This window comes from Nitrosomonas sp. HPC101 (genome assembly GCF_009833125.1).
GTDB lineage: Bacteria > Pseudomonadota > Gammaproteobacteria > Burkholderiales > Nitrosomonadaceae > Nitrosomonas.
Genome location: NZ_QRCC01000006.1, coordinates 1 through 12,559, shown reverse-complemented (window position 1 = coordinate 12,559; position 12,559 = coordinate 1). Strand labels below are relative to the sequence as shown.

The window sequence follows — 12,559 nt, the reverse complement described above, 5'->3', positions numbered from 1 at the left end:
GATGGTGACGATGGCGACGACGATGCAGATGATGCAGATGATGCGGATGATGACGAGGAAGAAGTCGAGGTCGAAGTCGACGTAGAAGAAACTGAAGATGCTGCCAGCGATTCTGATTCCGATGTAGATAGCAACAATGACGACGATGATGAGTAAGCGCAATGTAATTACGCTATCTTATTGATGTAAACTAGGACCCGCGGAGACTGGTTTTGAAGGCTTCGCGGGTTTTTTTGTTGCTTATAAATTTATAAATGAGCTTGAGTTATTGAAACAGAGATCATATCAAGAATAAATAGACTATCTCTGATAGAGATGATGATAGGAAGATTTTTTAGCAGGGATTGCGAGGTGCTCTCACCCAAAATGAGATTGTATATAGGCTCAAGTAACAAGAATTCAAGAATAACTGGTTTGTATATTTGTTCAAGTTATGAGGTAAATAAGTGACGGTTGTTCGTTTGTCGGATGGTGCAGACAAAGTATTTGATTATCCTGTGACGGTGCTCGATGTTGCTGAATCAATTGGTCCCGGACTTGCGCGTGCGGCACTGGCAGGAAAGTTGAATGGGAAGTTGGTGGATTTATCGGAACCGATCGAAGCTGACAGTGATTTGGTGTTGATTACGAATAAGGATCCTGAAGGTCTGGAAATCATTCGCCATTCTTGTGCTCATTTACTAGCGCATGCCGTAAAGGAATTATTTCCCAGTGTGCAAGTTACTATCGGGCCGGTGATAGAGAATGGGTTTTATTATGATTTTTCTTATGAACGGCCTTTTACACCGGAAGATCTGGTTGCTATAGAAAAGAGAATGCAAGAAATCAGCAGGAGAAATCTTAAGATAGAACGGAAGGTGTGGGATCGTTCGAAAGCAATCGGTTTTTTTAAAGATCTGGGAGAGCACTATAAGGCTCAGATAATTGCATCCATTCCAAATGATGAGCCTGTTTCACTGTATTCACAGGGTGATTTCACGGATTTGTGTCGCGGACCGCATGTGCCGTATACATCGCGAATCAAAGTTTTTAAGTTGATGAAGATAGCAGGTGCTTATTGGCGAGGAGATTCAAAAAATGAGATGCTGCAAAGGATCTATGGAACAGCATGGGTAAGCAGCGAAGAGCAGAATAATTATCTCCGGTGTCTGGAGGAAGCGGAAAAACGTGATCATCGCAAGCTTGGAAAGCAGCTTGATCTGTTTCATATGCAAGAAGAAGCTCCGGGAATGGTGTATTGGCATCCGAAAGGGTGGGTGATCTGGCAACAGATAGAACAATATATGCGCCAGGTACTGGCCGATAATGGCTACGTTGAGATTCGTACTCCCCAAGTGCTGGATAGGTCATTATGGGAAAAATCCGGACATTGGGAAAATTTTCGTGAGAATATGTTCATTACGGAATCGGAGAATAGGCATTACGCTATTAAACCCATGAATTGTCCAGGACATGTTCAAGTATTTAATCACGGGTTAAGAAGTTATCGTGATTTGCCACTTCGGTTAGCGGAATTTGGTTCATGTCATCGAAATGAGGCATCTGGTGCTTTGCATGGACTTATGCGTGTTCGCTCATTTACACAGGATGATGCCCATATCTTTTGCACTGAAGATCAGATACTGGAAGAGGTAATCAAGTTTATTGATTTGCTGAATCAGGTCTATATGGATTTCGGATTCGATGAGAATCTGATAAAACTTTCAACTCGTCCTCTTCAAAGAGTCGGTTCTGAAGAACAGTGGGACAAGGCTGAAGCCGCCCTGGCTACGGCGCTGGATCAAAAGGGATTGAACTGGGAGCTGCAACCAGGCGAAGGAGCCTTCTATGGCCCCAAAATAGAATTTACTTTGAAGGATAGTCTTGGCCGAAAATGGCAGTGTGGAACTTTGCAACTCGATTTTTCCATGCCGGCAAGATTGGGTGCAGGATATATTGCAGAAGATAACACGAAGAAGATCCCGGTAATGTTGCATAGAGCTATTCTGGGATCCATGGAGCGTTTTGTCGGTATTCTGATTGAGCATCATGCAGGTGCTTTGCCTCTATGGCTTTCTTCGGACCAGGTGGTTGTGCTGAATATTTCTAGAAATCAGATTGATTATGTTCAGTCAATTACAAATGAGCTTAAACAAAACGGTATCCGTGTCAGCTCAGACTTGAGAAATGAGAAAATAAGCTATAAAATCAGAGAACATAGCTTGCAGAAGGTTCCTTATCTGATAGTGATTGGTGACAAGGAAGTCGAAAATAAGACCGTTACTGTGAGAGGACGATCAAATCACGATTATGGAATGATGTCTCTGGATAGTTTTATTACCTTGATTCGGAAAGAAATAGTCGAAAGGGTATAGTTAAGTTTTTATGAATTTACGGAGGGTGCCATAGCTCAAGAAAAAACTGTAAGGGTTAATGACGAAATCACGGCATTACAAGTCCGATTGATTGGCGTGAACGGTGAACAGGTGGGGGTAGTGCCAGTGATTGATGCGAGAGAACTGGCTGAGGAAGCGGGTGTAGATCTTGTGGAGATTGCACCAGGTGCAGAACCCCCTGTTTGCAGGCTGATGGATTATGGAAAGTATCTTTATCAGGAAAGCAAAAAGAAACACGATGCCAAGCTGAGACAAAAACAGATACAAGTAAAAGAGATTAAGCTCAGGCCCAATACAGATGAGGGCGATTATGGTATTAAGTTGCGGAATTTAATACATTTTCTCAATGATGGTGACAGGGTTAAAGTTACACTTCGATTCCGTGGCAGGGAAATGGCGCACCAGGAATTTGGTATTAGGTTGCTTGAAAGAGTGAAGAAAGATCTTGAGGAACATGCCATTATCGAGCAATTTCCCAGGCTAGAAGGACGGCAGATGGTGATGGTTCTGGCGCCTAGAAAAAAAGAAGTGAAAACGGCTAAATCAGGCAAACAGCCAGAGATGGATACAAAAAGCGAAGTTGTAACCTAGAGATTGAGTTTTGTTGTTGCCGTAATGGAGCATTTTGTGTTGGTTCGTTTAAAACAAGTGATATCAAGGTTTTAAAAGTTTTCTGCTCAGAAACACCTTGATTCATATTAAAAAGGAAGCATTGTATTTATGCCTAAAATGAAAACTAAAAAAAGCGCTGCAAAGCGCTTTAAAATCAGAGCCGGGGGGAGCATAAAACGTTCACAGGCTTTTAAGCGTCATATTCTTACCAAAAAAACAACCAAAAATAAACGACAGCTGAGAGGTGTGGTAGCTGTTCATGCAAGCGACGTGTCATCTGTGCGTGCAATGCTGCCTTACGCTTGAGGAGATAGATAATGCCAAGAGTAAAACGAAGTGTAGCGGCAAGAGCACGGCATAAAAAAATTCTTAAGCTGGCAAAGGGGTATCGCGGCAGGCGAAAAAATGTGTATCGTGTTGCAAAACAGGCTGTCATGAAGGCGGGTCAGTACGCTTATCGTGATCGACGGCAAAGAAAGCGACAATTCCGTGCTTTGTGGATTGCGCGTATCAATGCGGCAGTGCGAGAGTTGGGAATGACTTATAGCACATTTATGAATGGACTCAAGAAATCAGGAATTGGTCTTGATCGGAAGGTGTTGGCTGATCTGGCAGTGTTTGATAAAGCTGCTTTTGAGAAAATAACCAATCAAGTAAAAGCTAGTCTGGCAAGCTAAAAAGTAGTTTGTGTACAAATTTATCAGGGGAGGTCTGCACTATGTTAGTTCGACCTCCCTTTCTTATGAGTGGATCATTTCATTGCCATGAATAATCTGGAAGATTTGGTCAGTACCGCAATAAAATTGTTCAATCAGGCAGAAAATGCTGTTGACTTAGAGCAGACCAAAGCCCGATATCTGGGCAAAGCAGGGGAAATAACGCTTTTGCTCAAAAATCTCGGAAAACTGGCTCCAGAAGAGCGGCCGGTAATGGGAGGGCGAATTAATCAGGCGAAGAAGTTGCTGGAAGATGCTTTGACTGAACGCCGGAATGTAATCTATGAGAAAAATATGTCAGCTCGCCTGGCTGAAGAAGGTCTGGATGTGTCTTTGCCTGGGCGTGGATTGGGACTAGGCGGTGTGCATCCGGTTACATTGACATTGACACGTATCCAATCGTTGTTCCATTCGATTGGATTTGATATCGCTACCGGCCCTGAAATAGAAACAGACTTCTATAATTTTACGGCATTGAATATCGCCGAAAATCATCCTGCACGTGCTATGCACGATACTTTCTACATTGATGGCGGGAAGCTGTTGCGAACGCATACATCGCCGGTACAGATTCACTATATGCAAAATCACCGGCCACCAATAAAGATTATTGCTCCCGGGCGAGTGTATCGCTGTGATTCTGATGTAACCCATACGCCAATGTTCCATCAGGTTGAAGGATTGTGGATCGATGAAAATGTCAGTTTTGCTGCATTGAAGGGCGTATTAGTGGAATTCATGAGAAATTTTTTTGAAAAGGATAACTTGTCAGTCAGATTTCGTCCCTCTTTTTTTCCTTTTACCGAACCCTCTGCTGAAATGGACATAGCATGTGTAATGTGCAATGGCAAAGGTTGTCGGGTTTGTGGTGAGACTGGCTGGCTAGAGGTGCTTGGATGCGGCATGGTACATCCTAACGTTATGAATCACGTTGGCTTGAACAGTGAAGAAAATATTGGATTCGCTTTCGGGCTGGGTGTCGAACGCTTGACCATGTTGCGTTATGGCGTGAATGACCTGCGTCTATTCTTTGAGAATGACTTGCGTTTTCTGAAACAATTTAATTAATGCGCTAACTTGTAGTTATGAAATTTTCTGGGAACTGGCTACGTAAATTAGTTGATTACCAATGCTCCGATGAAGAGCTAGCACACAAATTGACTATGGCGGGATTAGAAGTCGAGAGTGTGGTACCGGTTGCTCCTTTTTTTGACAAGGTGGTCGTCTCGGAAGTGGTATCCGTTCAGAAACATGCAAATGCTGATCGGCTAAACGTATGTACGGTGGATGTCGGAAATCACGCTGATGGATTTTTGCAAATTGTCTGTGGAGCACGAAATGTGGTGCCGGGGATGAAAGCCGTGTGTGCTCTGATTGGCGCACGGTTACCCGAATTGAATATACGGCAAGGTAAAATACGCGGCGTTGAATCGTTTGGCATGTTGTGTTCCGCCAAAGAGCTTGGGTTGGAAAGTGAGTCCGATGGCTTGATTGAACTTCCGGAAAATGCGCCCACGGGTGTCGATTTTAGAGAATATAACGAGCTGGATGATAGTGTTTTTACTCTGAAATTGACACCTAATCGAGCTGATTGTCTGGGGATGTTCGGTATTGCTCGTGAGGTTGCTGCTATTACCGCCAGTCAACTCAATCTGCCGGAAGTTACACCCGTTGTTCCGGCAATTTCAGATATTCTGCAAATCCGGGTTGAAGAACCTCAATCCTGTCCTCTTTACTGTGGTCGCATCGTCAAAGGTATAGTAGCCAGCGTACAAACACCTCTGTGGATGAGTCGCTATCTGGTGCATGCTGGCTTGCGTCTGATTAATCCGATAGTTGATGTGATTAACTATGTCATGTTGGAAACAGGCCAGCCGATGCATGCTTTTGATCTTGCTGAGATTGACGAGAAGGGTGGGCAGGGAATTTGTGTGCGTTATGCGGCTGCAGACGAGCGTTTGTTATTGCTAAATGGTGAATGTCTTGCTTTGCAGGATGATCTGTTAATCATCGTTGATAGCAGCAAACCTCTGGCATTGGCCGGCATCATGGGTGGCAGTGAGAGTGGGGTGACGGAAGCTACAACAAATATTTTTATTGAGAGCGCTTTTTTTTCACCGGCTGCGATCAGTGGAAAATCATTTAAATTAGGTTTTGGGTCGGACTCCTTGCATCGATTCGAGCGAGGAGTGGATTTCTCTATGACGCGTAGCGCACTTGAACGTGCCACTGCACTCATTCTGGATATATGTGGAGGTGAAGCGGGTCCAGTAGCGGAGGTCCATAACGATTTGCCGCGACGAGATGCAGTTAAGATTCGTCAGAAGCGCATAGCTAAGATCTTGGGGATAAATTTTGGCATTGAGCTGATATCTGAATATTTTCAGCGATTACAGTTCGATTACTCTGTTACGGAGGATGTGTTTTATGTCGTCCCTCCCGCGTCACGCTTTGATTTGGTGATCGAAGAAGATTTTATTGAAGAGCTTGCACGTGTACATGGATATGATTTGATTCCTGCACTGTTGCCCAAAGCGCCGATACATATGCTGACAGAGCCAGAAATCGGTGTTTCGCCAATTAAGCAACTGCGACAGATTCTGGTGGCAAGAGATTATCAGGAAGTTATCAATTACACATTTGTAGATGCTCAATGGGAAGCAGATTTTTCCGGAAATGGTTTTCCGGTTAGATTGAAAAACCCAATTGCAAGCCATATGGATGTTATGCGCAGCAGCCTTTTTGGCGGGTTGATCAATAATCTACAATTTAATCTGAATCGTAAACAAAGCAGGGTCAGAGTTTTTGAGATAGGTGCGTGTTTCAGCAAAGTGAATAGTGAGGAAAAAGAGGTAGAGAATCTGGCTGTTCTTTGTTCGGGTAGCGTATACGCGGAGCAATGGGGTATTCCAGATCGGGGAGTCGATTTCTTTGATATCAAAATGGACGTGGAATCCTTGTTCTGGCCAAGAAATATTAGTTTTGAGTCAGCTGTTCATCCGGCATTACATCCAGGAAAATCAGCTAGAATTTTGATTGAAGAAAGACCGGTTGGCTGGATAGGAGAGCTTCATCCTCGTTGGCAGAGAAAATATCATTTATCGCAATCTGCGGTACTATTTGAATTGAAAATAGAGGCACTCGCTAGTGAATTGCTGCCAATAGTGCAAACGCTCTCAAAACTTCCGCCAGTGCGGCGTGACATTGCGGTGGTAGTGAGAAAGGATGTCAGTGTGGCTGAGTTATTGGAAGCAATGAACTTAGAAAAAGATAAAAGTGTCAGCGAGATATCTTTGTTTGATTTATATAGTGGTGAAAATTTAGCACAAGGGAAGAAAAGCCTTGCTTTTCGCATTTTATTACAAGGTACTGAAAAAAACCTTACAGATCAGGAAATCGATCGAGCAGTAAATGGACTGATCAGTGTTCTTGATCAGAAATTCGGTGCAACACTACGCGGATAGTCAGAAGTTTTATCCACTGAGATGATCTATTTAGATCTGTCATTCGCTTCGAAATCATGAACAATAGTCCCCACTTTTTACTGGGGTTGTTATGATTGCTCAAATCTATGAAATCTTGGTGTTGGTTCAGGACATTTACTCTATTTTCTAACTTAAAGGTGGATATATGGCTTTAACCAAAGCGGAGTTAACTGATTTATTATTTGAAAATATTGGTCTGAATAAGCGTGAAGCGAAAGAGGTTGTTGAATGTTTCTATGAGGAAATGCGTACAGCCCTGCAAAATGGTGATGGTGTAAAACTTTCAGGCTTTGGCAATTTTCAACTGAGGACTAAGCCACAGCGTCCTGGGCGAAATCCCAAAACTGGTGAAGAAATCCCCATTTCAGCACGAAGAGTGGTTACTTTTCATGCGAGCCAAAAGCTTAAGACTATGGTAGAAGCTAACTATCATGGTGAACCAAGCGCAAACTGACATACTGTCTCTATTGGTAAACAATGTATTATCAAAATGTTATTACTGTATGGGTAATAATTGTACTAATGTATGTTTTGTTATAATTAAAAAATACGGGGCGTAGCGCAGTCTGGTAGCGTACTTGCATGGGGTGCAAGTGGTCGGAGGTTCAAATCCTCTCGCCCCGACCAGTCTTGGAAAGATATTTCTCATCTCGGACGATAGGCTGATTTGCTAAAAATCAGATTTTATATATTTGTGACTATTACATGCTTGTTATCCGGCATAAGTAGCTGGTCATTTCTAAGAATGCGAAGTGCTTAAGCACATTACTTATTTTTAAGGGTGTAGGAATGCGCATTTTGCTCAGTAATGATGATGGGTATTTTGCGCCAGGCATTGCTAGTCTTGCAAAGGTGCTTTCAGATATTGCAGATGTAACAGTTGTCGCGCCGGAGCGCGATCGCAGTGGGGCAAGTAATTCACTTACGCTGGATCGCCCACTCAGTTTACATAAATCACACAATGGCTTCTATTATGTAAATGGTACTCCGACAGATTGCGTTCATCTTGCAGTAACCGGTATGTTGGACGAGCTGCCCGATATGGTAATCTCCGGAATCAATGATGGTGCCAACATGGGAGATGATACAGTTTACTCAGGTACTGTGGCTGCTGCCACGGAGGGCTTTTTATTAGGACTGCCTTCAATCGCAGTATCTTTAGTAAGTATGTCACGCGGCAACTTTCCAACTGCAGCGAAGATTGTTTTAGATCTTGTGAAACGGTTTATGGATAACAGATTTCATATTCCTGTTCTACTTAATGTAAATGTTCCTGATGTACCGTATGAAGAATTGCAGGGTGTGGAGGTAACACGTTTGGGTCGCCGTCATAAGGCGGAGCCTGTGATTAAGTACCAGACTCCACGAGGAGAAACAGTATATTGGGTAGGTGCTGCAGGCGCGGCTCAAGACGCAAGTGAGGGAACAGATTTTCATGCCCTTCAGAACAACCGGGTATCGTTAACACCCCTGCAAATAGATCTGACGCGTTACGACCAGATTGGCTATGTCAAGAATTGGCTGGTTTTTTAATGGTTTTCATGAATCCGCTGAATCAATGTGTTTTTGGAGAATGAAGAAGTTGGAATTTGTCCTGAAGCAGGTTAGCCTCTCATTATTTCCCTTTCCCTAATGGATTATCAGACTGGTTTTTATGGAAGATAGCAGGAATAGTCAGATCCAGTTCTTCACTGGGAAAAAATAATAAAGGAGAATTGGTGCGTGAGCGTACGCCATTCTGGTATTGGTATGACTTCATCGCGGACACGAATCCGCATGATCGAGCGTTTAAGGGAACAGGGTATCCGAGATGAAATGGTGTTGGCTGCCATGGGTTCCATTCCACGCCATCTTTTCGTTGAAGAAGCACTAGCCTCCCGGGCATATGAAGATGTTGCATTGCCAATTAATTATGGGCAAACAATCTCTAGTCCCTGGATTGTAGGCCGTATGAGTGAATTGTTGCGGAATGGTGGCGACAATCTTTTAAGAAAAGTTATGGAAATTGGAACGGGGTGTGGCTATCAGACTGCTGTCCTGGCCAAGATAGCAGGTGAAGTCTATTCGATTGAACGAATCGGCCCTTTGTTGACACGTACTCGCATTCGATTGCGTGACTTGGATATTCGAAATATTCATCTGAAACATGCTGATGGAATGTGCGGATTACCGGAAGCGGGTCCATTCAATGGAATTATGATGACTGCGGTTGTTCCGGAGGTGCCAGAGATACTCTTGGAGCAATTGGCAATGGGGGGCAGGATGGTGTTTCCGAAAGGAAACAAGCGGCAATATCTTTGTGTGATTGATCATACTGCTGAGGGTTTTGTTGAAATGATACTGGATGAGGTAATGTTTGTGCCGATTCTTCCCGGGATAATCAGCAGATAATGGACGTTTTCTTCGGGGAGTAGAAGTAGCCATATTGTGAGCTGCGTTTTAATACTTTTAATTTCTTATTTTCTATAGCGTCCACGCTAGTGTAACGGATGGCGTAGGGCCAAATATCTATTTCATGCAGATAATTCTTTTATTTCTTACCCTGTTCTTGGGTGCCTGTGTTTCAAAGCCAGATCCATCACCAGTGGTTGAGCGGCAGCTTGGTCGCTATCCAGATGGAGGGGATAATGGTACAAAGAATCTTCTGGACAGGAAAGTCTACATAGTACAGAGTGGCGATACTTTGTATAGCATTGCTCTCAGGCATGGTTTGGATGTTAATCATCTGGCTGAAATGAACCGCATCACAGATCCTAGGGAATTACGGGTTGGCCAAGAGCTTTATTTGCAACCCCTTGCTGCACCGGGATTGGCTGCCCAACAGGAAAGCCTTCCCTCACAACCTGCACTTTTCTCAATATCCCAACCTGAGGTTATGGGGGGGGCAGAGTATCAATTGCCTGATGTTTCTGAGGATGGGGGGAAGGCATCCGAATCTTTCAAAACAGAGCCAAAAGGAGTTTTGCTGCCTTATTCGAATTCGGCGCGCGATCAGCTGAATAATCAATCTCGGATTATGCCGGATCAGAAATTGGCTGAGAAAAATTCTGATTCTTATCAGGCCAGTCGTACTGAATCAACAAGTATAAATGTAAATAAGAGTGGTATTAATTGGGGGTGGCCGACAAATGGGAAAATAATAAGCAGATTTTCTGAAAAGTCAAAAGGTGTGGGAATAAGTGGCAGTCTCAAACAACCAGTTCTGGCATCGGCTTCGGGGACTGTAGTTTATAGCGGTAATGGTTTACGCGGATATGGCAACCTGATCATCATTAAGCATAATGATAGTTATTTGAGTGCTTATGGGCATAACAGTAAAATCTTTGTGCATGAAGGGGAGAGTGTTTCAAAAGGACAGAAGATTGCTGAAATGGGTAATGCTGATAGTGGAGTAATAAAACTTCATTTCGAAATACGTGAAAAGGGTAAGCCGGTAGATCCTCTTGGCTATTTACCTGTTCCTCAATAGTTTGATAAGTGTCTGTGCATCGAGCGGTTTGTTATGAGGGGTTTGTATCATGCTTTCTAAGACTAAAATCGCATTACTAAAATCTTGCTGACGAGTATATTCACTGGTTGTGATAATTGTTTTAATTCCTGCGGCTGTAGCTGATTTTAATCCGTTTTCTGAATCTTCAATTGCAATACACTCTTCGGCTGGGAGCCCAAGTTGGTTAAGTACCCAATGGTAAATATCGGGTGCAGGCTTTTTTCTTGGAACGATATCTCCTGCACCTATGACAGTGAACCACGCAAGAGCATCATTCCCAAGCGTGTACTGCAGCAAGGTACTTACGTTTTCATGCGTTGTTGTAGTGGCGATTGCAATTTTTATATTATTTCTTCGCAGTTCGTTTAGTAGATGCTGAACACCGGGACGAAGCGGTATTTGTCTTTTTTTTAGTAGATCAAGAAAATATCCGGTTTTAACTTTATGAATTTGAGCAATCCACTCGTCAAGATTGTTTCTGTCAAGGAATGAGGGTGCGTAATTTTCCAGATAAAAAAGGATACGTTCCTTGCCGCCAGTGATTTTGAGTAGGACGCCATATAGATCTACATCCCATTGCCAGTCGAGTTGAAATTCATTGAAAGCTTGATTAAAAGCAATCCTGTGTCCATCTCGCTCGGTGTCTGCGAGCGTGCCATCAACGTCAAAAAGAACTGCTGAAAGAGTCATTGTTTTAGGATTTATTTGTGGAAGTGACTGGCTCGATTCAATCGATCAGCAACGGCCAGCCATTCTAAATTATCAGGGGGTGCTTCAACCAGAATTTGTTGGTAATTTTCGTTATCAAGTTTGCGCAGAGTCGCATACAGATCTTTTCCAAACTCAACTGGATCATTGGGCATAAAAACGTAGTGGAGTTTATCGCTCGAATCTTGGCCAAAACCTCTGTGGATGCTTCGTAGTATAACTGCTGTGCGTATTCCTCGCTGCAAAAGGATGAAAGAGTGAGAAAGGAGAGATTCGCTCTGGCAGATTTTAAGTGGTGTGGTCGTTGCGTAATGTGATGTCAAGGATCCTGGAGCTCGAATTGAACTGTTATGGGATCGGACAAGAACTTTCTGCTTAAGTACTTTTTCAATAGACAAAACCTGAATTCCACCAGGACGCAGTATCGTAACTTCTCTGTTGATACAGCTGACAATTGTGCTTTCAAGGCCTATTTCGCAAGCTCCACCGTCGAGAATTACATTAATACTGCTGCCAAATTCCTTCCTTACATGATCAGCCGATGTAGGGCTGACAAATCCGAAACGGTTAGCCGAAGGCGCGGCAACCGCTTTATAACTACCAAGTTCCTCCAGAAGCCTGAGTGCAATTGGGTGTCGAGGAATGCGCAATCCGACAGTATCTTGTCCTCCCGTCACGCTGAGTGGAATATGTTTGCTTTTGGGTAGGATCAAGGTTAGCGGGCCAGGCCAGAAATGCTTAGCCAGTATCAATGCTGTTTCCGGTATGTTTTCCGCCCAGAATTCGAGTTCAGCTAATTTGGCGAAATGAACTATGAGTGGATGATCAGGAGGCCTGCCTTTGATATCAAATATCTTTCGAATTGCGTGGGGATAAGAAATATCTGCACCCAGCCCATAAACAGTCTCTGTTGGAAAAGCGATAACATCGCCTTTATGTAAGCTTGTAACAGCTGCGGTAATTTGCTCCTTTGTCAGATTGGGGGGGGGGTTATGAATTTTTTCGGACATCGAATCGGTTAGTAAGATTAACTGCAATAGAAAGAATATATTTCCTATTTCGTAAGTTTAAGTTATCAATCCGATCGGATACAAAAATTTATACCCATTTTATCATTATGGTTTATTTTATTTTGAGGAGGAAGTCTGATGATTGGAAGGGGATTATTGGCAG

Annotated in this window: 12 protein-coding genes and 1 tRNA gene; 11 read left to right on the top strand and 2 right to left on the bottom strand. The window is 43.3% G+C overall.

Going from position 1 to position 12,559, the window contains the following annotated elements; genetic code table 11:
* The first annotated feature begins 446 nt into the window (after positions 1 to 446).
* From thrS to ABO04_RS04770, 11 genes are all read left to right on the top strand, one after another.
* Positions 447 to 2,354, top strand: a complete 1,908-nt coding sequence (gene thrS / locus ABO04_RS04820; RefSeq protein WP_160809566.1) for a threonine--tRNA ligase — start codon at positions 447 to 449, stop codon at positions 2,352 to 2,354.
* Positions 2,355 to 2,384: 30 nt separating this feature from the next.
* Entirely contained in the window at positions 2,385 to 2,966 is a 582-nt protein-coding gene (gene infC / locus ABO04_RS04815) for a translation initiation factor IF-3 (protein ID WP_160809567.1), read from the top strand.
* 129 nt (positions 2,967 to 3,095) lie between these two features.
* Positions 3,096 to 3,293: a 50S ribosomal protein L35 gene (rpmI, locus tag ABO04_RS04810; protein WP_160809565.1), complete on the top strand. Its 198-nt coding sequence runs from the start codon at positions 3,096 to 3,098 to the stop codon at positions 3,291 to 3,293.
* An 11-nt stretch (positions 3,294 to 3,304) separates the two neighbouring features.
* Entirely contained in the window at positions 3,305 to 3,664 is a 360-nt protein-coding gene (gene rplT / locus ABO04_RS04805; RefSeq protein WP_160809564.1) for a 50S ribosomal protein L20, read from the top strand.
* Positions 3,665 to 3,751: 87 nt separating this feature from the next.
* Positions 3,752 to 4,771: a phenylalanine--tRNA ligase subunit alpha gene (gene pheS, locus ABO04_RS04800; protein WP_160809563.1), complete on the top strand. Its 1,020-nt coding sequence runs from the start codon at positions 3,752 to 3,754 to the stop codon at positions 4,769 to 4,771.
* Between the two features lie 17 nt (positions 4,772 to 4,788).
* Positions 4,789 to 7,167 carry a phenylalanine--tRNA ligase subunit beta gene (gene pheT / locus ABO04_RS04795; protein WP_160809562.1) on the top strand — a complete coding sequence of 793 codons (2,379 nt, stop codon included), beginning with the start codon at positions 4,789 to 4,791 and terminating at the stop codon, positions 7,165 to 7,167.
* A 166-nt stretch (positions 7,168 to 7,333) separates the two neighbouring features.
* A complete protein-coding gene (locus tag ABO04_RS04790; protein ID WP_160809561.1) occupies positions 7,334 to 7,642 on the top strand; it encodes an integration host factor subunit alpha in 309 nt (102 codons plus the stop codon).
* A 96-nt stretch (positions 7,643 to 7,738) separates the two neighbouring features.
* Positions 7,739 to 7,815 (top strand) — tRNA-Pro (locus ABO04_RS04785).
* A 162-nt stretch (positions 7,816 to 7,977) separates the two neighbouring features.
* A complete protein-coding gene (surE, locus tag ABO04_RS04780; protein WP_160809560.1) occupies positions 7,978 to 8,721 on the top strand; it encodes a 5'/3'-nucleotidase SurE in 744 nt (247 codons plus the stop codon).
* A gap of 189 nt (positions 8,722 to 8,910) precedes the next feature.
* On the top strand, positions 8,911 to 9,579 hold the full coding sequence (locus tag ABO04_RS04775; RefSeq protein WP_160809559.1) for a protein-L-isoaspartate(D-aspartate) O-methyltransferase: 669 nt from the start codon (positions 8,911 to 8,913) through the stop codon (positions 9,577 to 9,579).
* 124 nt (positions 9,580 to 9,703) lie between these two features.
* Positions 9,704 to 10,657 (top strand): peptidoglycan DD-metalloendopeptidase family protein, encoded by a 954-nt coding sequence (locus tag ABO04_RS04770; RefSeq protein WP_160809558.1) that lies wholly within the window; start codon positions 9,704 to 9,706, stop codon positions 10,655 to 10,657.
* Here ABO04_RS04770 and ABO04_RS04765 read toward each other — a convergent pair.
* Together ABO04_RS04765 and ABO04_RS04760 are read right to left on the bottom strand one after the other, a co-directional pair.
* Positions 10,640 to 11,368, bottom strand: a complete 729-nt coding sequence (locus ABO04_RS04765) for an HAD family hydrolase (protein WP_160809557.1) — start codon at positions 11,366 to 11,368, stop codon at positions 10,640 to 10,642. The two genes, ABO04_RS04770 and ABO04_RS04765, sit on opposite strands and share 18 nt — an antisense overlap.
* A gap of 11 nt (positions 11,369 to 11,379) precedes the next feature.
* The gene (locus ABO04_RS04760) at positions 11,380 to 12,396 is read right to left on the bottom strand and encodes an L-threonylcarbamoyladenylate synthase (RefSeq protein ID WP_160809556.1); all 1,017 of its coding nucleotides are present in this window, start codon (positions 12,394 to 12,396) and stop codon (positions 11,380 to 11,382) included.
* Positions 12,397 to 12,559 lie beyond the last annotated feature (163 nt).